Origin of the sequence: Sphingobacterium sp. UDSM-2020 (assembly GCF_016132525.1) — a bacterium.
GTDB classification, from domain to species: Bacteria; Bacteroidota; Bacteroidia; order Sphingobacteriales; family Sphingobacteriaceae; genus Sphingobacterium; species Sphingobacterium anhuiense.
On sequence record NZ_CP066166.1, the window covers coordinates 2525788 to 2546039 of the forward strand.

Genomic DNA, 20252 nt, shown 5'->3' on the forward strand with positions numbered 1-20252 from the left:
GAAGTCAAGCCCGCCAGAGCCGATGGTATTGCCGTAACAGGTGGGAGAGTAGGTCGGTGCCTTTTTTTATACAGAAGCCTTTGCTATACAGCAGAGGCTTTTTTGTGTTTATACCTTTTTTATCAAGATTATCTTATCTTTAAGAATAATTTTGATCAATATGTCACAACCTACTTTTTATAAACTCTTCGCATTATTTATACCCATATGGTTTTCATATGCTAGTCCAGCTCAGGATGTGAAACATAAGAAGCCGAATATTATTTTTATCTTGTCAGATGATCATACGAATAAAGCAATCGGTGTATATGGCAATAAATTAGCAAAAACTCCTAATATTGACCGGATCGCTAATGAAGGTGCTTTATTTAATAATTTTTTTGTAACCAATTCTATTTGTGGTCCCAGTCGAGCAGCGCTATTAACGGGTAAATATAGTTATGTGAATGGTTTTATTTCAAATGACAAAAAATTCAATATTAATCAGTTTATTTTCTCCAGATCTTTAGCTGAATCTGGATATCAAACTGCATGGATAGGAAAATGGCATCTGGAAACATTACCTCAGGACGCATTCAGTTATTGGACTATTCTCCCTGATCAAGGTCATTATTTTAATCCAGATTTTATTACACAGGCGAATGATACGGTTAATCATAAAGGTTATGTCACAGATATTATTACAGACCTTTCAAAGGACTGGATAGAAAAAAGAGATAAGGATAAACCATTTTTTCTTGTAATCGGTGAGAAAGCCACACATCGCGAGTGGTTGCCTGCATTAGAAGATCTCGGAGCATATGATGATGTTACTTTTCCAGTTCCGTCAACTTTCTACGATACTTATGAGAATAGGAAAGCTGCAGCTCATCAGGATATGAGTATTTCAGGAACAATGAAACTGGGCTTTGATCTGAAAGTAAATGTTGATTATGAAACCGACTGGATTTATAGCCGATTGGATAGCAAACAACGTAATGCTTACCGTGCTTATTACGGTGATCGGATAAGTAAAGAATTCAATGATAGAAAACTAACCGGTAAGAATCTCGCAGAGTGGAAATTTCAACGTTACATGCGCGATTACTTCTCTACAGCTAAGGCGCTGGATCGTAATATCGGAAAGATTTTGAATTTCTTGGATGACAATGGTTTGGCTGAAAATACGATTGTTATTTATGGTTCGGACCAAGGGTTTTATTTAGGCGAACATGGATGGTTTGATAAGCGCTTCATATATGAAGAATCTTTGAGAACTCCTTTTATGATCCGCTATCCTGGGGTTATCAAAGCGGGTACAGTCATTGAACAGCCTGTTTTGAATATTGATTGGGCTCCCACATTGTTAGCGATGGCAGATGCTCCTGCTTCAAAAGAAATTCAAGGAAAATCTTTTTTTGATCTTTTAAAAAATGATGAAGTATCTTGGCGCGATCGAATTTATTATCATTATTATGAATATCCACAACCTCATCGTGTGATGCCACATTTTGGTATCAGAACTACAAAGTTTAAGTTGATTCGTTTTTATGGAGAACAAGATTTTTGGGAACTTTACGATCTTGAGAAAGATCCTCAAGAATTGAATAATATTTATAGTGAGTTTGAAAATAGCGAACTATTAATTGCATTAAAAAAGGATCTGGCAATATCAATTAAAGAATACAAGGATGATCTTGCCGCAGAGATAATGAGTAAATAAAACATCTACCTTTTTTTTGTACTTGTATTGACTTTTTAGGTATATGTATGGTACTTTTAGAATTCCTATATCGGATTTATTTTGCCAAGATTATAACTATGACAGCATATATGGCTTTTGCTGGTTGATGAGTTCATCCAATTATTAAGCTTAATCTGATCTCCTATTTAGGTGTAATTTATTATGTCAGATTTATTTGTTGCATAAACTACTTTATAAACAGGTTGTTATGAGATGAAACAGCTGTAATTTTTATCGATGGACTCTTTTGGTATAGTATTTGGCTATTTTCTGAAAAGGATAGGTTATTTATGAAGGCAAAATTTGCAATTTTTTTGGGAGGGTTAATGTTATTGCTGTCTGTTAGTTCTTGTGTAGGATATTATCATGATCATGGTCATAGACCTCAACGGGGGCATCATCACGGTCACCATAAGAAAGGACATAATAAACATTACAAAAAGGGGCATAACAAGCACCATAAAGGTAATGGAAGAAATAGAGGAGGACATTAACATAATAAGGGGATTATATATCCCCTTATTATGTTATGACATAATGATCATTTCTGATTGTTTAGATAGATTCTCTAATGGTAATCGCGGCATCTAGTTCTATCGTTTCGTAGACAATTTCTCTCTTTTTTAATCGAAATTCTAGAATATGAATCATTTTTTCAAAAGCTAATTTTCCTATTCTTGTAGCTGGTTGAGAAATGCAGGTCAATGGTGGATTAAAAGAAAAGGCATAATTCGTATTTGAAAATCCAATAAGGGCAATTTCCGATGGAATTTTAATTTTTTGTTGTGCTAATAAACCTATTGTACGATTTGTCAATAAGTCTGTAGCAGTAAAAATGGCATCAGGACTTTTATTGTCATTTTTTAATTCTTCTAATTTATTTAGGATTTGCTCTTCAACGATTTGAATTTGTGATAGATCGCATCTCAGTAGTTTTTTGTCATCAAATGCGATGTTATTTTGTTTTAAAGCCTCCTGGAAACCTAGAAGTCTTTCATTTGTAACACCATTAGCAACTCCTGTAATGTGCAGTATCTTGCTGTAGTTTCTATCAATAAGTTCTTGCGTTGCTTTTTGTGCTGCTTTTTTATTATCAATTCCTATTTTGAAGGTTTGTAGATTATTATTGATACGATCGAAGATAACAATAGGACAATTGCCATTATGGAGTTGTTGTAAATAACTTAAGTTAGCACTATCTGATACAGGTGAAATTAATATACCATCAACGCCTTTTGAATATAGGATGTCAATACATTTTTTTTCTACTGCAGGGCTTTCTCGACTTTGCATAATAATGATATTGTATTTCTGAAAAAGCGAGGACTCTTCTATTCCTTCCAAAATTTGTGAAAAGAATGAATTACTGATCGTCGAAACAATAACTCCTATAATATTGGTTTTACCGGTTTTTAAACTTCTAGCTAATGCATTATACTGGTAATTATGTTCATGGGCATAAGCAATGATCTTCTCTTTTGTTTCTTTATTTATTTCGTAACTATCGGATAAGGCTTTGGAAATGGTGGGAGCTGATAAGTTTAGCGCTTTTGCGATATCTTTAAGAGTTAATCTTTTCATAATTTCCTAATATAACTTATAAAGATACTAAATTGTGTAAAGATTCGATCATTGTAAGGGACATAATGTGTTTCCAATAATTAAATCCTATGAAATCTTTCTATCTTTGTATTTATGAGTACATTATTAGATATAGGACAAAAGCCATATAATCATTATGGATCTTACTTGAAAAAGAAATATAATGGTCAACGCGTATATAAAGTCATTGTGGATGGGAATTTTACTTGCCCTAATCGTGATGGAAGTAAGGGGTATGGCGGTTGTTCATATTGTAATGTAGATTCATTTACACCTGAATCTGCACGAAAATTACCAACAATTCGTGAACAGGTGGAAGAAGGCATTAAAAGAGCGCGAGAAGGGTACAGGGCTGATAAATTCATTATCTATTTTCAACCCAATACAAATACTTATGCTCCTGCACATTTTTTAAAGGCTATGTATGACGAAGCTTTAGCTGTTTGTCCTGAAGATACTATTGGTCTTTCTGTTGGAACAAGACCTGATTGTATTGATTTTGAAAAGGTAGCTTTGTTAGAAAGTTATTGTGATCGTTATGATGTTGATCTGGAAATGGGGATGGAGTCAATTTATGATGAAACTTTGAATAGAATTAACCGGGGCTGTTCTCATGATGAATTGCAAAAAGCACTAAAATTAGTTGAAAATAGTCCATTGGAAATTTGTGTACATACTATTTTTGGTTTTCCTTGGGAATCGCATGAAATGATGTTAAGATATGCTGATGAAATAAATAAGCACCCGCAGATTAAATTTGTGAAGTTGCATCATCTGCATATTGTTGAAGGATCGATCATGGGCGTTCAGTACAAGCGTGAACCTTTTCATGTTTTCTCCATTGATGAATATTGTGACTTTCTAGCAGAATTTATTCCGCTATTGCGACCGGATATTGTTATTCAACGTTTATTTGGGTTGGCAGATCAAGATTTACTGATTGCTCCAAATTGGGGAATGAAGAAATCAGCTATTCAAACGTACATAGATAAGGCTTTGGAACGTAAAGAGGCCATACAAGGCTCGAAATATATAGGATAAAAAAAGGTTGCTATCATTATAGCAACCTTTTTTTTATTTTTCTATGATTGATTTTAAATCGGCCGGAGAGTAATTGATCGATTTTAATGTTTTGTTATCTTCTGTTCTGAATACTAAGAATAGACCATCTACTTCTTTATAGTAACTATCGACATCTTTTGAATTTTTGTAATGTGCTATTGTTGCTTCAGCCTCTTCAATGGATTGACAGGCTTTACTCATGTTGGAACGTTGCACTTCTTCGAATAGCTCATTAAATTTGTCTTTTAAACCAAATTCAAGTACAGCACCTGCTAACACATACTGTATATCACATAATGCATCTGCTACTTCTACAAGATCATTGTTTTGGATAGCTTCTTCCAACTCTTTTAATTCTTCAGCAATAAGAGATACACGTAATGCACTGCGTTTTTCACTTGGGATAGTTGGTTTTTCTAATATCGGATGCTGGAAAACTTTATGAAATTCGGCTACGGATGTTAATGTTTTTGGATCAGTCATGTTATATTTTATTTTTGCTAAATTATGCAATATAATCTAATTTAAAAATTGAGTCAAATAAAAAAAGCAGCTGTGAAGCTGCTTTCTATATAAAGGAGTAAATATTAAATTAAATGTTTCAATTGAACTAGCTCACGCTCTTCAATGTATCTCCAACGACCTCTTGGTAAATCCTTTTTAGTCAAGTTAGCATATACAACACGGTCTAGTTTTACTACTTCATATCCTAACGATTCAAAAATACGTCTTACGATGCGATTTTTACCACTATGGATCTGAACACCAACTTCTCTTTTACTTCCGCCAGTTACGTAGCTTAAATCATCAGGTTTTACAAAACCATCTTCCAGTTCAAGACCGAAAACAATTTTATTAAAATCACCTTGTGTTAAGCTTTTATTCAATTCTACGTTGTAGATTTTACTGATGTTATTTCGAGGGTGCGAAAGTTTTTCAGCTAAATTACCATCGTTTGTCATTAATAATAAACCAGTTGTATTTCTATCTAAACGACCTACTGGATAGATACGTTCTTTAGTAGCTTTTGAAACTAATTCCATTACTGTGTGACGCTCCTGAGGATCTTCGGTAGTAGTAATGTAATCTTTAGGTTTATTTAATAGGACATAAACCATTTTTTCACGTTTCAAACGCTCACCATTATATTTAACGTCGTCTTTAGCTGGATCTACTTTAGCACCTAATTCAGTAACGGCTTCACCATTAACACTAACAACGCCAGCTGCGATTAATTCATCTGCTTTTCTTCTAGAACATACTCCAGAATTAGCGATATAACGATTTAAACGAATTAGGCCGTCATTTTGAGAAGATTTTGAACGTTGAGGTCTTTCTGTTGATCTTCTTTCAGTAGAACCCTCTTTACGATCTTCGTCATTATTGAATTTTTTATAAGAAGATTTATATTGTCTATCTGATTTGTCTCTAGCTGGACGTTTAAAGTCAGTTTGATCACCATCAGATTTTTGAAAAGATCTGCCTTCTTTGTTAAAAGGTTTGTCAAAAGTTCTTTTTCTGTCGGAGCTATCACCTTCTTTTCTGAAAGGTCTCTCACCGCCAAAAGATCTGCTTTCTTTGTTGAAAGGTTTGTCAAAAGTTCTTTTTCTGTCGGAACTTTCACCTTCTTTTCTGAACGGTCTATCACCACCAAAAGATCTGCCTTCTTTGTTGAAAGGTTTGTCAAAGCTTCTTTTTCTGTCGGAGCTATCACCCTCTTTTCTGAAAGGTCTCTCACCACCAAAAGATCTGCCTTCTTTGTTGAAAGGTTTGTCAAAGCTTCTTTTTCTGTCGGAGCTATCACCCTCTTTTCTGAAAGGTCTATCACCACCAAAAGATCTACCTTCTTTGTTAAAAGGTTTGTCAAAGCTTCTTTTTCTGTCGGAGCTATCACCCTCTTTTCTGAAAGGTCTGTCACCGCCAAAAGATTTACCTTCTTTATTGAAGGGTTTGTCAAAGCTTCTTTTTCTATCGGAGTTTTCGCCATCAAATTTTTTGAAAGGTCTATCACCTCCAAAAGATTTTTTGTCGTTATTATATGGTCTGTCTGTGTTATCTTTATTGCCGAATGATGAACTTCTCGGTCTTTTGTTTTCTTTGAAATTAGAGGATCTATCATCCTTTGAACGATCGCCTCTTGGTTTGAAGTTTTCTGAGGTACTTCTTGAGTTTTTGGACTTGTCATCACGACTGTTCCTTTTATTGCTGAATGGCATCTTATTACTATAAAATAATGTGAACGGCAAAGTTACCCATAATTTTCTTTTTTTCTAGAAATAAATTTAATTTTTTTTTGGAGGGATGAAAAGTTACAAAAAAATCAAGCTTGAAACATGTTTAAACCTTGAAAAGGTTAAGTGTTTGTTTTTTAAGTAAATAGTCTTTATCTTTGTAGCCTTGAATTTGTACCAAGCTATTTTTTGATCGATTTTATCGTGGATAGGGTAGCATTAAGGGAGTGAATGTTTAGAAAAAAAGTATTATGTTGTAGTCTGATTTTGTCGGCGTTAGTGTTGTCAAAATTGTACTCAAACCCAAACACAATTGCTGCAGGTGATGATAAGATCATTACTGTGAAAGCGCCAAGTAATCTTTCTAATGGGGAAGATGAAAAGGAGAAAAATGAAAATAATGATAATAATAATGATCATTATTTGAGTTCGTTGACATTTGCCAATGATACGTTGCCGATAAATCGGCCACATGTTGAAAGCAAGTTGTTGCGATATTTTAAAAACTTCTCTTTCAAAAAGAGAGGCTCTTACAGTCTACATAAAAAAGCAGAGGCCTATCTGCCGCAGATTGAGAAGATTTTAGCATCCTACGGTATTCCTGAAGACTTTAAGTACGTTCCATTGGTAGAAAGTGGATTGGATCGAGGAGTCGTTTCTTCTAAAGGGGCTGGTGGCTACTGGCAGTTTATGCCTGCAACTGCTAGACTTTATGGATTGAAAGTGAATGGAAATGTTGATGAGAGACGAGATTTGACGAAGTCTACTCATGCCGCCGCTAAGTACATTAAATCACTTTATAAGCAGTTTGGAAACTGGACTCTTGTAGCTGCTGCTTATAATGTAGGTGGAGGAAGTTTAAAGGGTTCTATTAGACGTCAGAAAGAGGATAGTTATTACAATTTGAAATTGAATAATGAAACTGGTTCTTATGTCTATAAATTGATTTCGATGAAAGAAATTATTGAGAATCCTGAAAAACATGGTTATACGCGATATGCGAACCGAACGGATCAGAAAGATCCAAATGAGAATATGTTATAAAAAAAAGGCTTGAATTATATAATTCAAGCCTTTTTTTTCTAGTGTCTGTTCTACCTATCTTAGGTCTACAATTTCATAACCGCTGTATTTGCTTTTGTTAAAGCTAAATAAACTGTTATCCAAATTCTTATTGGGAACCTGACTCTTAATCGTGTAACTGTATTGACCACCGTTTTTATCATAGATAGTCGCATCATATATCAGTTTTGTTGCTCTATTGATGCGGAGTTTTATCTTAGAATAGTTCTTTTTGCTATCAGTTGGTGTTAAATGAACGACATTTAAAAGTGTGTTTCCAGATTTTTCATTTGCAACCAAGTTATATTTAAATCCGGTTTTATAAAAGCTAAAAATATTACTGGGATCTATTGCATCTGTGCTATTCTCTATTGCCGCAATCTGAACTTCTTTTTCTTCTTTCAAAATAGTATATAAGCTCTTTGCATCTGATATCATTTCTTGACTATTCATCGTAATATGATATCTATTGTTTTTCTTATCTAAATAGAGTGTCCCTGCGTCGGTGTAGGCAGATTTATTTGAACCCTGAATTGCTGAAAATGAAAAGTTTGCTTGTACCGTTTGATAACTATCATACTTTTTACTGACTTCTGTCAATATTTTTTTTGCAGCAGCATCTTGTTGTGCCAGTGCTGGAGTTGCGACTGCTAAGGTTATGAAACCTAGCATGATGCCCATTGTTTTTTTCATCTTTTAATCCTTCCTTAATGTTTCTAAAAACTGTTCTAAAGAATATTCATCGGGATAGAGTACTTCACGGGCCTTGCTTCCTTCAAAAGGACCAACGATTCCTGCAGACTCTAACTGATCAATTATTCTCCCAGCTCTATTGTACCCCAGCTTTAATTTACGCTGGATGAGTGAGGTTGACCCCTGTTGATGCATAACAATTAGGCGTGCCGCTTCTTCAAATAATTGATCTCTATCTGAGAAATCAAAATCTGTAGAACCTGAACCATCGCCACTTTCATCAACATATTCAGGTAGCATAAATGCGGATGGATATCCACGTTGACCTCCGATAAAGTCAGAAATCATTTCGACTTCTGGAGTATCTACAAATGCACATTGAATACGAATCAAGTCACTACCTGTTGATAAAAGCATATCTCCACGACCAATTAATTGATCTGCACCTCCTGAATCTAAAATAGTACGTGAATCTACTTTAGATAATACGCGGAATGCCAAACGTGCCGGGAAATTGGCTTTAATCGTACCTGTAATGATATTGACCGACGGACGTTGGGTGGCAATTACCAAGTGAATACCTACCGCACGTGCTAATTGTGCTAAACGTGCAATGGGTGTTTCAACTTCTTTACCAGCTGTCATCATCAGATCGGCAAACTCATCTACAATAAGAACTATAAAGGGTAAGAATCGATGACCCTCCTCAGGGTTTAATCTGCGATTGACAAATTTTGCATTATATTCTTTCAAATTACGTACTTGTCCATTTTTTAGCAAGTCATAACGTTGATCCATTTCAATACAAAGGGAGTTTAATGTGTTGATAACCTTCTTTGTATCTGTGATAATAGCATCTTCTTCTCCTGGTAATTTCGCGAGAAAGTGTCGCTCTATTTTTTTGAATAAAGAAAGCTCTACTTTTTTTGGATCGACCAATACAAACTTTAATTCTGCAGGATGTTTCTTGTACAGTAGCGATGTTAAGATTGCATTGATACCTACGGATTTACCTTGTCCTGTAGCACCGGCTACCAGTAAGTGGGGCATTTTCGCTAAATCGGCAATATAAACTTCATTCGAAATTGTCTTCCCTAAGGCGATTGGCAAGTCCATATCCGTCTTTTGGAATTTTTCTGTTGCAATAATTGATTTCATGGAAACCATTTCAGGATTGCTATTAGGGACCTCGATACCAATAGTTCCTTTTCCCGGCATCGGAGCAATAATACGGATACCTAAAGCCGCTAAACTCAGTGCAATATCGTCTTCTAGATTTTTGATTTTTGAAATACGTACTCCAGGTTTAGGAATGATTTCATATAATGTTACCGTAGGACCGATTGTAGCCTTAATATGTTCAATCTCAATATTGTAATTACGTAAGGTATCAACAATTCTGTTTTTGTTGGCCTCCAGCTCTTGCTGGTTGATCGTGATTTTTCCAGTTCCATAATCTTTTAATAGGTCTAAGGTTGGATGCTGATATCCTGATAAATCTAATTTAGGATCATACTGACCGAATTGTGCAACTAGATCATTAGCCGTAATCGTTTTTTCTTCTTTAGGTGATTCTACTTCTAATTCATGACTTTGTACCGGCTTTTCTTCTACAATAGGATCTATTTGAAGAGGTTCGTCTACCGTAAATGAAACGGTATTTTCATTAATTATATTCGTATCTTCTTCAGTTGGAGTTGGTTCTTCGATTTCGAATGGGATGAGCACTTTGTTCTCTGGTTTAATTTCCGAAACAGGTAAAATGATTTCTTTATGAGGAGGAGTGAATTCTTCATTTAATTGAATATCAGCATTTCTACTCGATTGAAATTTGTCATTCAGACTAGGTGCAGGTGTATAGGTTTCCCTTCTATTGATTAATGGTTCAGATACTGATGGTTCTGCTGTACGGATGGAGTTTGTGTAGTTTGTTTCTTCTTCTTCCGTATCAAAATTTTCATCTTCCTCCTCTTGTTTTTTACGCGAGTCGAAAATACTAAATTTTAGATCTAGGTTGTATACCAGTATCAATGTCGTCAAATAGGCAAAGATTAAGATTCCGGCAACACCAACTGTTCCAATTTGAGCTTCTAATAATTTATTAGTCCAGAAACCAAACTTACCTTCTAAAATGTGAGGCACTTTTGTAATGAAGCTATGCAAGAAACCTAGTGTAACAGATATAAATACGATTGCGATAAAAGAGTATATAATGGTACGATAAACTGGTAATATTGATTTTTTGTACAATAATTTATACCCGATTACAAAGAAGACCAGTACAAAGAGAAAGGACGCAATGCCGAACCAATTGTAAATAAATTGATTTGCAAACAATGCACCATATTTTCCCAATCTATTTTGTACTACAGGTAGTTCGATATCGGGATTGTCAATTTCTTCCGCTGTATTCATCACTACGCCCCAACCACCATTATTGGTTGCAATATAGCTTTGATCTTCAGACCAGGTGAATAAATATGAAACAAAAGCTATCCCCAATAATATCGCACATAGTATCAGGAAAGCCCCTAAAATTTTAATTAATTTTTGTTGCAGTTCTGATAAGTCTCTAGCGGGAGCTTCTTCTTTATTTTCTACTTTCTTATTATTGGGAGCTTCTTTTTTCTGACTCCTTTTAAATGTTGTATTAGCGCTAGATGGTCTAAATGTATTTCCTTTATTTGACATGAATTTTCACAGTTATCCTTCATACAAACTTAAGTATTTAGGAGGAAATTTAATTGGCTTACTAAACCTTTTATTTTTTCTTGTAGCATTTTGTTTCTAACATACGTTTTTTAATGAGACGATCGTTGAATTTTGTTGTAAATAAAAAATGAAAATGAAAAAAGCATTATTTTTTGGAATCAGTATAATGGTTTTTATGCTGACATTAAATTCATGTAATAAGCTGGATGATGATTACGCTTATGTGGAAATCTCGGCTGTGTCTGCTGTGAATGCTGTACCTGGATCTGAAGGATTAGATATTGGTCTCGACCAGAATAAATTGAATAATAACTGGGAGGGTGTTTTCTCCTTTAATCGCGTTTTGAGTTATAAAAATGCGTATCCTGGTAGTAGACTCGTGCGGGTATTTGATCCGAAATCAACTCCTGGTGATACAGCACTAGTGAGTAAAAAAGTAGATTTTACTCCAGGCAAATTTTACAGCCTCTATGTGATCGGTAAAGATAAAGTTGATGTATTGGCTACTGAAGATGATTTTGGAACTTTGAAAACAGGATATGCAAAATTTAGATTTATGAATTTGAGTCCTGAAGCATCTAAGTTGACGCTTACATTAAATGATGTTGATAGTTTAGCTGTTAAAGATAAAGCTTATAAAGAATTGGCCCCTTTTAAGAATATTAAAATTGCTGATGTATATAAACTGAAAATAAATGGTGTTGGTATGACTGAACTGTTGGGAGATTTTAAACCTGAAGATAAGGAAGTTTATACCATTTATGCCGCAGGTTTGAAGTCAAGTAGCGATACCAATAAAAAATATAGCTTCCAAATCGTTAAGCATAAATAAGTAGAAGATCTGGTTATAATTGTGGTTGATTATAATAACTAAGCCTGTTCTGAAAAGAACAGGCTTTTTTTATCTCTGGACTGTATTTAATCGAATGGGAAGTAAATATTTGACATTGACCGGTATACCTCTTTGTCTTCCTGGTTCCCATTTTTTCATCTTTTTAGCGACTCTCAGTCCTGCTTCTCCGGTTCCATAACCGAGATCTCTTTTAAGTTTGAAATCGCGGGGTTCTCCACTTTTATCGATAATGAATTCAATTTCTACGATACCATTTACACCAGCATATAACGCTTGAGCAGGATAATCATAATTTCGACCAATATACTGCATCAGTGTGCTAATACCTCCGGGATAAGCAGGTTCTTTCCAGCCTGTAATTGAATCATAAGGTGTTTTATTGCCTATTGAATCTGTGGTAATGCCTGAAATCAGTTTCCCTTCTGTGAAAGTTTCTGTAAAGGTATATCGCTTTCCATTAAAGTGCCCCTTCCAATCACCTTGTTTTTTGTGATCGACATAGTTACCTTCTTCGTAACTATACGAGTTCTCTGATACGGCGAAACCATTGCCATTTTTTAGCAGGATCTTTCCTGTTGAATCTGCGTAGGCTAAATAAAGTGGCTCTTCAATTTTATATTTACCTTTTTTATCGATCGAAAAGGGATAATATAGAATAGATTTTATTTTACCATTTTGATGATAGTAGAATGCCGTATCGATCTGTTCTGAAGAATTTGAATACATCTGCTCTGATTTCAAATTCCCATTTTCAAACATTTCGTATTTTTTACCCTTAAATTTTGTTCCAAAAAAGTCGCTTACTTTGCCCTGCAGTTTTAATCCATTATTAGAAAGATAAAATTCTTCTGCTATTGTATCTTTTATATTTTCATCTGGAAAGGTAACAATTTTAACGTAATATGCTTTATCAAGCTCCTTTGTTATACTTCCGTATTTTGTATATAGCGTTTGAAAGTTTACTTGTGCATAACTAAAAGTAAACGTTATAAGATACAGCAGGCTTATTAATACGATTTTTCTCATCTAACTTAATGTCTGTTTGGATATGTAATTTTTTTAAAGTGTAAAGATAGTAAAAGTTCATAAAATAAAAATGACCGATCAAGTCGGTCATTTTTATTTTATGTAATTAAAAAAGTTTATTCAGCAATAATTAAATAGTAGTTTTTCTTTCCTCTTTGTGCAATGATATATTTATCATTAATCAAGTGAGAAGCATTGATTACTTGTTCAATATCTGTCGCTTTTTCGCGGTTGATTGACACACCACCACCTTGTAGCATTTTACGCGCTTCACCTTTAGAAGGGAATACCTGCGTGTTGACTGCTAGTAGATCTAATATGTTAATACCACTGCTCAAAGTTTCTGGTGAAACATTGAATTGCGGAATACCTTCGAATACATCTAAAATAGCTTCATGATCTAATCCATTTAAGAATTCAAGCGTACCATTGCCGAATAAGAAATCAGAAGTTTTGATTGCTGTTTCATATGCTTCTTCCGAGTGTGTACGGATAGTAATGTCTTTTGCTAAGGCTTTTTGTACTGCTCTTGTATGTGGAGCTGCATCGTGCTCGGCAATGATGGTATCAAGTTCTTCTTTAGATTTTAAAGTAAAGATCTTAATCCAATTTTTAGCATCATCGTCCGAAGTATTTAACCAGAACTGGTAATATTTGTATGGTGATGTTTTCTTAGGATCTAACCATACCGCTCCGGATTCAGTTTTACCAAATTTTTGGCCATCAGCTTTTTTAATTAACTGTGTTGTGATAGCAAAAGCAGTCCCTTGATCTTGGCGACGGATAAATTCTGTACCCGTTACGATATTTCCCCACTGATCGGAACCTCCCATTTGTACTTTACAGTTGTGATGTTTCCATAGATAATAGAAGTCATATCCTTGAATCAATTGGTACGAGAATTCTGTAAACGAAAGGCCGTTTTCACCTTCCAAACGTTTTTTTACAGAATCTTTAGACATCATATAGTTAACAGTAATTAATTTACCAACATCACGAATAAAATCTAAAAATTTGAAATCTTTAAACCAATCGTAATTGTTAACCATTTTGGCATCATTTTCACCTTCTCCAAATGCAAGGAATTTACCTAACTGAGTTTTCAAACAATTCACATTGTGATTTAATGTGTGTTCGTCCAATAAGTTACGTTCTGCAGATTTGAATGAAGGGTCTCCAATCATTCCTGTCGCACCACCAACCAAAGCAACAGGCTTGTGTCCTGCATTTTGGAAGTGTATCAACGTCATGATTTGTGTCAAGTGACCTACGTGTAAAGAGTCTCCTGTTGGATCAAAACCAATATAACCAGATACCTTTTCTTTATTTAGTAAGTCCTCAGTTCCGGGCATAATGTCTTGAAGCATGCCTCTCCAGCGTAATTCTTCTACAAAGCTCATTGTGTAAAATGGGTTAAAAATTTTTAATATAAGCCACAAATATAAGAGATTAAGCTGTATATTGAGTGAATATTTCTCGTTAAATGACTACGGTAGGTATAAAAATGCTGTTATGAATTTTTTATCACACTTTTATTTTGAACGTTTTGCGACGACTCCTGAAAGAGTTGTTGGTAGCTTATTACCTGATCTATTGAAAAATGCCGATAAGGCCTTTATCCTCAAACCCAATAATTTTGAAGATCAGATAGGAGCCAAACCGTTACAATCGGAATTGCTTAAAGGGTGGAATGGGCATATTGAAGTTGACCGTCTGTTCCACAATTCGGATTACTTTTTCCACCATACACATGAGATCAAAGAATCTGTCAAGAATGAATTGATCGGACTTCCGATTAGGCCTTCTTTTTTTGCGCATATCGCACTGGAACTGTTATTAGATCATCTTTTAATTGAACATAAAGCTGTTTCTATTGCTAAGTTTTATACCGCTCTTGAGCGGGTAGACCGTAACTCTTTACGATTTTTTCTAGTTACTAGTGAACTAAAGGATGTCGCGAAGTTTGATGCTTTTTTTGATAGATTTATTGCCTCTCAATACATTTATGAATACACGGATCTGATACAGGTTACCCGTGCGTTATTTCAGATTTGCAAACGTTTATGGTCTTTTGATGTTCATGAAGATCAAGTTTTGTCGTTAAGCAGTAAATTGAGCCTTTATGTAAAAGAAAATATGAAGGATTTTCATGACATCTATCAATATATTCATTATGAAATGATAGATTTTGAATAGTATTTGTCATGCATTACTATTATCCGTATTATTTTTTTTTATTTTCGTAGCAAATTACTTAACATATTAACATAAACTACATGTTTAAAAGACTTTTTCGTAAGAAAAGTGTTGATCAGATTATCTACGACTCGCAACATGGTGAGGGTTCAGGACTTGCAAAGGTACTCGGTGTAAGAGATTTGGTTTCACTAGGTATTGCGGCTATTGTCGGTGCAGGAATTTTCAGCACAATCGGCCTAGCAAGCTATGAGGGGGGACCTGCGGTTTCACTTCTGTTTATTTTTACAGCTTTTGCCTGTGTTTTTACGGCTTTGTCTTATGCTCAGTTTGCCAGTACAGTTCCAGTTTCGGGAAGTGCTTATACTTATGCATATGTTGCCTTTGGGGAATTATTTGCTTGGATTATCGGGTGGGCTTTAGTTTTGGAATATGCTGTTTCTAACACCGTAATTGCAATTTCCTGGTCTCAGTATTTTGCTTCGATGCTGGAAGGGTTTGGGATACATATACCCGCTTGGTTATCGATGGCTCCTGGCTATGCATTGGAAGCATCAAAAAAGCTTGCTGAGCACGGTGCAAATGCGTTGACGGCAGCAGATAAGCATGGATTAGAAGCTTATTTAAGCGCTCCGCGAATCGGGGGAGTACCAATCATCTTTGATCTCCCTGCAGGTATTATTACTGTACTAGTAACTGCTTTAGTCTATATTGGGATTAAAGAATCACAACGTGCTAGTGCGATCATGGTTATGATCAAAGTCGGGATTATATTGGCTGTAATTTTTGGGGGTATCTTTTATGTGAAACCGGAAAACTGGACACCTTTTGCTCCAAACGGAATGCACGGTGTTATGGGAAGTGTTGCGGCTGTGTTTTTTGCTTTTATTGGTTTTGATTCGATTTCAACGACTGCAGAGGAATGTAAGAATCCACAACGTGATTTACCTAAGGCGATGATCTGGTGTTTGGTAATCTGTACGGTCTTATATGTCGCTATAACCCTCGTATTAACGGGTATGGTTAATTACACGGAGTTGAATGTAAAAGATCCTTTAGCTTTTGTGTTTAAGTATGTTGGGTTTGATTATATGGCTGGTGTTATATCGGTTACTTCCGTAATTGCCATTACAAGTGCATTATTGGTGTACCAATTGGCGCAACCGAGAATCTGGATGACGATGAGCCGGGATGGGCTGATGTCTAAACGCTTTGCACGTATACATCCTAAATATCGAACCCCTTCTTATGCAACTATAGTAACAGGTATCGTTGTGGGAGTTCCATCATTGTTTTTTAAGATGGATTTTTTTGTCGATTTAACAAGTGTAGGTACTTTCTTTGCCTTTATTATGGTATGTGCGGGTGTTCTTTATATGGATTATTCTGGATTATCTGAAAAGTCAAAATTTAGAGTTCCTTATGTAAATGGTAAATATTTAGTTGGTCTAGGCTTACTGGTTACTATTGTTTTGATGTGGATTTATGGACAGGCAATCCTATCAGAATGGAAGAACCTGACTTTTATGGAGATAATCGAACATAAGGTGTTGATCATCATTTTTTGGTTAACCTGGTTAGGACTTAGTATTTATAGTTTTAAAATGAATTTCTCTTTATTGCCGGTAACTGGTATTTTGATTAATCTTTATTTAATGACAGAATTGGGAGCGAGTAACTGGATTATCTTTATTATTTGGCTTATTGGTGGATTAGTTATTTATTTCCTTTATGGATATAAGCACTCTAAATTGAATAAAGAAAGTATTTCTTAACGTGCATCATGCTACTAGATATAAAAAAAGCTCTAAACATTGTTTAGAGCTTTTTTTATATCTGCTAGAATCTCCAGAGAAGGATTCTGCCAACTTTATTTCCCTGTTCCATTCGGATGACTTCCATTTCGGTTACATTCAGCTTTTTAAGCTTGTGTTGTAAACCTCTGATATCTTCGCGGTGAGCTACCAATGTCGAAAACCATTTTACTTGATCTTTATAAAATTGGCTTTCAAAAATCATTCGTCCGATAAAAGCTTTTTCGCCACCATCGCACCACAGTTCGCTTCCTTGACCTGCAAAACTTTGAACGATATTTTCTTGCTCAGCGGGCTTTAAACTTTTTATTTTGCGGTCTGCTTGTGCCAATGCTTCTAATTGAGAGGAAAAGAATGGTGGGTTACAGATCACCATATCATATTTTTCATCTTCGAGAATGATATCCTTGAAGATAGCTTTGGGGTTATTCTGTAATCTAATCTGCACATTGTTTTTAAGTTCTGGATTTAACCGAACGATTTCAATGGCATTTTTGTACGCTTTCTTTACAATTTCTGAACCTACAAATGACCAACCGTATTCGTGATGACCGACAATTGGGTAGATACAATTTGCGCCAACTCCGATATCAAGGATTTTAACTTGTTTTCCTTTTGGAATTTCATTATTGTTGCCTTTCGCTAATATGTCAGCAACGTAATGAATGTAGTCTGCCCGCCCTGGAATAGGAGGGCAAAGGTTCTCTTTCGGAATATCCCAATATTGAATGTTATAGTATTGCTGAAGCAATGCTTTATTTAAATGTCTTACTGCTTCTGGATTTGTAAAATCTATTGTTTTTGTTCGGTAATCGTTAACAAAAATGAATGGTTTGAGTTCAGGAACGACTTTGATTAATTTCGCAAAATCGTATGCATCAAGATGTTTATTTCTAGGGTGAAGTTTTTTTGTGGGAGTTGTTGCTGTTCCTGCCATAATGTTGTATTTGATGCAAAAATAAGCTTTTATTTTAAGAGATCGCTGAAATAAAAAATAGCTGGTGGTAAATGCTCAATAAAAAAGCCTCCAAGCTGTTTTTAACTTCTTGGAGGCTTATGGTATAAACAGGATACTATCAGTTGTTTTTCCGCTTTAAATCTATGGTTGTTGTTTGCGGTAAACTTAGTGGTACGCGTTCTATAGTTACAAAACTAGCATCTAAACCAAATCCTTTTTCTTCGGATAGACTTAATTTTTTAAGATAACCATATATCTCCATGATAATACGTTCGGACCAACTTAATTGATTTCCTTTTGAGAGTACTTTTTCTAATACAACAAATTTAAAATCTCCTGGGATTTTGTGTTTCTTTAAAGTATCGTACTGGCTGGTAATATCAATTTCACCTTTTTGCACCATATCTTCCACTACTTTGCGGAATAGCAAACTGATACGTTGCTCCTCCCTAAAGCCTAGTTTGAAATCTATACGAATTAGTTTTCCAGGAATTAATTGATCGATTGTATACTCACGTGTGTGGGGATGATCCATAACATCAACGTGAACCAACCAGTACACGTCGGCACGTTTTGGTTTTTTATTTAATATCGAATAAATTATTTTGGATTCAATTTCTGATTTGAAGTTTGCACTTGTTAGATACACTAAATGTGAAGCGTATGGAGGTACAGACTTGTCTTCGCTCAATTCTGAAATGATCGGATAGTACTTATCGATATTGATGAAGTTAACAAATCTGTTTTTAATACGTCTGGCACTCCACCAAGCGTACATTATGAGAAATAGAAGCGATGCTAATAATAATGTAAGCCATCCTCCATGCGCAATTTTTACACCATTTCCGACTAGAAACATCAATTCTAATATTAAATAGAAGCCTGTAAATAATGCAATGAAATATTTATTGACTTTTTTAGCTGCAAGAAAGAAAGTCATCAAAATTGTTGTCGTTAAGAATGTCAAGTTGATGGCCAAACCATAGGCGGCTTCCATATTACTTGATTCTCCAAAAATTTTAATGATCAGCATACATCCAGCCCACAAAATTAGATTGATGGAAGGAACATATAATTGGCCTTTATGATCACTTGGATAGCGAATAGCAACCTTCGGCCATATATTTAAGCGTACAGCTTCCGAAATAAGGGTATATGACCCTGAGATCATGGCTTGACTGGCGATTACTGCAGCCATGGTTGCAATCGCAATACCGTAACCAAGAAACCAATGTGGCATGATGGCATAAAAAGGATTATTTTCTCCTAGTACTTTGCCTTCTTGTGTCAATAACCAAGCACCTTGACCAAAGTAGTTCAATACGAGTGTTAGTTTTACGAAAATCCAGCTGATGCGGATGTTTCCTTTACCACAATGTCCCATATCTGAATAGAGAGCTTCTGCTCCTGTTGTACATAGGAATACAGCACCAATGATGAAAAGGGCATTCGGATATGCTATGAGTAGTTTAATAGCATAATAAGGATTAAGCGCCTTTAATACTTCATATTCAAGATGAATATTACTAATACCTAATACTCCGATGGTGGAAAACCAAACGAACATCAGTGGACCAAAGATTTTACCAACTACCGATGTTCCAAAGCGTTGGATAGCAAATAATAAGGTAATAATTGTTACCACAATTGGAATTGTTGGTAGACCCGGATACTTAATGTCTAATCCTTCAATCGCCGAAGAGATGGTGATGGCAGGTGTAATCATACCATCTGCAAGGAGAGTAGCTGCACCGATCATTGCTGGAAAAATCAACCAAGGTGCTCTTTTACGTACCAATGAAAAAAGAGAGAGAATTCCTCCTTCACCTTTGTTGTCTGCCTGAAGGGTAATCAGGACATACTTAACAGTTGTTTGTAAGGTAACTGTCCAGAAGACACATGATAATCCACCCAGAACAAGGTCTTTGTCAATGACACCTTTGTTCATAATGGCTTTGAAAACGTAAAGTGGAGAGGTACCAATATCTCCAAATATGATCCCTAAACTAATTAGTAGACCAGCAAGACTTACTTTTTGTGCGGTACTTTGATGACTAGTCGTCATTTTTTTATTTGATTTAAGTAAAAAAACCTTCATTTTAACACGAATATGAAGGTTCGTTGCAATAGAAAAACTCGTGCCAAATTTTAGCAATTAGTTTGACAACGGCAAATCTTGTTAAAAATTGTTAAATGGCAAATTTTTATTCAATATAAGTTAATAATATCTAAACAAATAACCTACTTTTGTTGTTGATAAATTGATTGGGAAATATTATATTTGATTTAAACTATAACCGATCTAAGAAGTCCTATATAC

17 protein-coding genes are annotated in these 20252 nt (G+C 35.1%); 8 read left to right on the plus strand and 9 right to left on the minus strand.

Features of this window, described 5'->3' with window-relative positions:
* The 3 genes from JAZ75_RS25985 to JAZ75_RS10655 all read left to right on the plus strand — a co-directional run.
* On the plus strand, positions 1 to 183 hold a 183-nt coding region (locus tag JAZ75_RS25985; RefSeq protein WP_232789406.1), incomplete at its 5' end, for a hypothetical protein.
* Positions 161 to 1702 (plus strand): sulfatase, encoded by a 1542-nt coding sequence (locus JAZ75_RS10650; RefSeq protein ID WP_208701715.1) that lies wholly within the window; start codon positions 161 to 163, stop codon positions 1700 to 1702. The genes JAZ75_RS25985 and JAZ75_RS10650, both read left to right, overlap by 23 nt.
* Positions 1703 to 2013: 311 nt before the next feature.
* The gene (locus JAZ75_RS10655; protein ID WP_132771021.1) at positions 2014 to 2217 is read left to right on the plus strand and encodes a hypothetical protein; all 204 of its coding nucleotides are present in this window, start codon (positions 2014 to 2016) and stop codon (positions 2215 to 2217) included.
* 61 nt (positions 2218 to 2278) lie between these two features.
* Here the strand turns inward: JAZ75_RS10655 and JAZ75_RS10660 are convergent, their stop codons facing one another.
* Complete coding sequence (locus JAZ75_RS10660; RefSeq protein WP_132771020.1) at positions 2279 to 3304, minus strand: LacI family DNA-binding transcriptional regulator; 1026 nt, start codon at positions 3302 to 3304, stop codon at positions 2279 to 2281.
* 114 nt (positions 3305 to 3418) lie between these two features.
* Between JAZ75_RS10660 and JAZ75_RS10665 the strand changes: the two genes are divergently transcribed.
* Positions 3419 to 4366: a TIGR01212 family radical SAM protein gene (locus JAZ75_RS10665; RefSeq protein WP_208701717.1), complete on the plus strand. Its 948-nt coding sequence runs from the start codon at positions 3419 to 3421 to the stop codon at positions 4364 to 4366.
* A 33-nt stretch (positions 4367 to 4399) separates the two neighbouring features.
* Here JAZ75_RS10665 and JAZ75_RS10670 read toward each other — a convergent pair whose 3' ends face one another.
* Together JAZ75_RS10670 and JAZ75_RS10675 are read right to left on the minus strand one after the other, a co-directional pair.
* Positions 4400 to 4870, minus strand: coding sequence for a nucleoside triphosphate pyrophosphohydrolase family protein (locus JAZ75_RS10670; RefSeq protein WP_132771018.1), 471 nt, complete (start codon positions 4868 to 4870; stop codon positions 4400 to 4402).
* A 104-nt stretch (positions 4871 to 4974) separates the two neighbouring features.
* Positions 4975 to 6603, minus strand: coding sequence for a pseudouridine synthase (locus tag JAZ75_RS10675; RefSeq protein WP_208701719.1), 1629 nt, complete (start codon positions 6601 to 6603; stop codon positions 4975 to 4977).
* A gap of 246 nt (positions 6604 to 6849) precedes the next feature.
* Here JAZ75_RS10675 and JAZ75_RS10680 point away from each other — a divergent pair, with 246 nt between their 5' ends.
* Entirely contained in the window at positions 6850 to 7662 is an 813-nt protein-coding gene (locus JAZ75_RS10680) for a lytic transglycosylase domain-containing protein (protein WP_031289146.1), read from the plus strand.
* 54 nt (positions 7663 to 7716) lie between these two features.
* Here JAZ75_RS10680 and JAZ75_RS10685 read toward each other — a convergent pair whose 3' ends face one another.
* Together JAZ75_RS10685 and JAZ75_RS10690 are read right to left on the minus strand one after the other, a co-directional pair.
* Complete coding sequence (locus tag JAZ75_RS10685) at positions 7717 to 8373, minus strand: LolA family protein (protein ID WP_132771015.1); 657 nt, start codon at positions 8371 to 8373, stop codon at positions 7717 to 7719.
* Between the two features lie 3 nt (positions 8374 to 8376).
* The gene (locus tag JAZ75_RS10690; protein WP_132771014.1) at positions 8377 to 11064 is read right to left on the minus strand and encodes an FtsK/SpoIIIE family DNA translocase; all 2688 of its coding nucleotides are present in this window, start codon (positions 11062 to 11064) and stop codon (positions 8377 to 8379) included.
* 154 nt (positions 11065 to 11218) lie between these two features.
* On the opposite strand from JAZ75_RS10690, the gene JAZ75_RS10695 reads away from it, so the two are divergent.
* Positions 11219 to 11917 carry a DUF4397 domain-containing protein gene (locus JAZ75_RS10695; RefSeq protein WP_168127089.1) on the plus strand — a complete coding sequence of 233 codons (699 nt, stop codon included), beginning with the start codon at positions 11219 to 11221 and terminating at the stop codon, positions 11915 to 11917.
* 69 nt (positions 11918 to 11986) lie between these two features.
* Here JAZ75_RS10695 and JAZ75_RS10700 read toward each other — a convergent pair whose 3' ends face one another.
* Positions 11987 to 12964 (minus strand): energy transducer TonB, encoded by a 978-nt coding sequence (locus JAZ75_RS10700; protein WP_208701721.1) that lies wholly within the window; start codon positions 12962 to 12964, stop codon positions 11987 to 11989.
* 116 nt (positions 12965 to 13080) lie between these two features.
* Positions 13081 to 14364 carry a tyrosine--tRNA ligase gene (gene tyrS, locus JAZ75_RS10705; RefSeq protein ID WP_208701723.1) on the minus strand — a complete coding sequence of 428 codons (1284 nt, stop codon included), beginning with the start codon at positions 14362 to 14364 and terminating at the stop codon, positions 13081 to 13083.
* Between the two features lie 112 nt (positions 14365 to 14476).
* Between tyrS and JAZ75_RS10710 the strand changes: the two genes are divergently transcribed.
* Entirely contained in the window at positions 14477 to 15160 is a 684-nt protein-coding gene (locus JAZ75_RS10710) for a hypothetical protein (RefSeq protein WP_208701725.1), read from the plus strand.
* 80 nt (positions 15161 to 15240) lie between these two features.
* Entirely contained in the window at positions 15241 to 16935 is a 1695-nt protein-coding gene (locus tag JAZ75_RS10715; protein WP_208701727.1) for an amino acid permease, read from the plus strand.
* Between the two features lie 64 nt (positions 16936 to 16999).
* On the opposite strand, the gene rlmF is transcribed toward JAZ75_RS10715, so the two are convergent.
* Both rlmF and JAZ75_RS10725 read right to left on the minus strand, forming a co-directional pair.
* The gene (gene rlmF, locus JAZ75_RS10720; RefSeq protein WP_208701729.1) at positions 17000 to 17911 is read right to left on the minus strand and encodes a 23S rRNA (adenine(1618)-N(6))-methyltransferase RlmF; all 912 of its coding nucleotides are present in this window, start codon (positions 17909 to 17911) and stop codon (positions 17000 to 17002) included.
* 139 nt (positions 17912 to 18050) lie between these two features.
* Positions 18051 to 19997 (minus strand): KUP/HAK/KT family potassium transporter, encoded by a 1947-nt coding sequence (locus JAZ75_RS10725; protein WP_132771007.1) that lies wholly within the window; start codon positions 19995 to 19997, stop codon positions 18051 to 18053.
* Between the last annotated feature and the right edge of the window lie 255 nt (positions 19998 to 20252).

Bases quoted from the DNA above. Each gene is read 5' to 3' on its own strand.
- JAZ75_RS10680 (WP_031289146.1), top strand. From the start codon at position 6,850: ATGTTTAGAAAAAAAGTATTATGTTGTAGTCTGATTTTGTCGGCGTTA.
- JAZ75_RS10685 (WP_132771015.1), bottom strand. From the start codon at position 8,373: ATGAAAAAAACAATGGGCATCATGCTAGGTTTCATAACCTTAGCAGTC.
- JAZ75_RS10690 (WP_132771014.1), bottom strand. From the start codon at position 11,064: ATGTCAAATAAAGGAAATACATTTAGACCATCTAGCGCTAATACAACA.
- tyrS (WP_208701723.1), bottom strand. From the start codon at position 14,364: ATGAGCTTTGTAGAAGAATTACGCTGGAGAGGCATGCTTCAAGACATT.
- JAZ75_RS10695 (WP_168127089.1), top strand. From the start codon at position 11,219: ATGAAAAAAGCATTATTTTTTGGAATCAGTATAATGGTTTTTATGCTG.
- JAZ75_RS10655 (WP_132771021.1), top strand. From the start codon at position 2,014: ATGAAGGCAAAATTTGCAATTTTTTTGGGAGGGTTAATGTTATTGCTG.
- JAZ75_RS10665 (WP_208701717.1), top strand. From the start codon at position 3,419: ATGAGTACATTATTAGATATAGGACAAAAGCCATATAATCATTATGGA.
- JAZ75_RS10670 (WP_132771018.1), bottom strand. From the start codon at position 4,870: ATGACTGATCCAAAAACATTAACATCCGTAGCCGAATTTCATAAAGTT.
- JAZ75_RS10715 (WP_208701727.1), top strand. From the start codon at position 15,241: ATGTTTAAAAGACTTTTTCGTAAGAAAAGTGTTGATCAGATTATCTAC.
- JAZ75_RS10675 (WP_208701719.1), bottom strand. From the start codon at position 6,603: ATGCCATTCAGCAATAAAAGGAACAGTCGTGATGACAAGTCCAAAAAC.
- JAZ75_RS10660 (WP_132771020.1), bottom strand. From the start codon at position 3,304: ATGAAAAGATTAACTCTTAAAGATATCGCAAAAGCGCTAAACTTATCA.
- JAZ75_RS10725 (WP_132771007.1), bottom strand. From the start codon at position 19,997: ATGACGACTAGTCATCAAAGTACCGCACAAAAAGTAAGTCTTGCTGGT.
- JAZ75_RS10710 (WP_208701725.1), top strand. From the start codon at position 14,477: ATGAATTTTTTATCACACTTTTATTTTGAACGTTTTGCGACGACTCCT.
- JAZ75_RS10650 (WP_208701715.1), top strand. From the start codon at position 161: ATGTCACAACCTACTTTTTATAAACTCTTCGCATTATTTATACCCATA.
- JAZ75_RS10700 (WP_208701721.1), bottom strand. From the start codon at position 12,964: ATGAGAAAAATCGTATTAATAAGCCTGCTGTATCTTATAACGTTTACT.
- rlmF (WP_208701729.1), bottom strand. From the start codon at position 17,911: ATGGCAGGAACAGCAACAACTCCCACAAAAAAACTTCACCCTAGAAAT.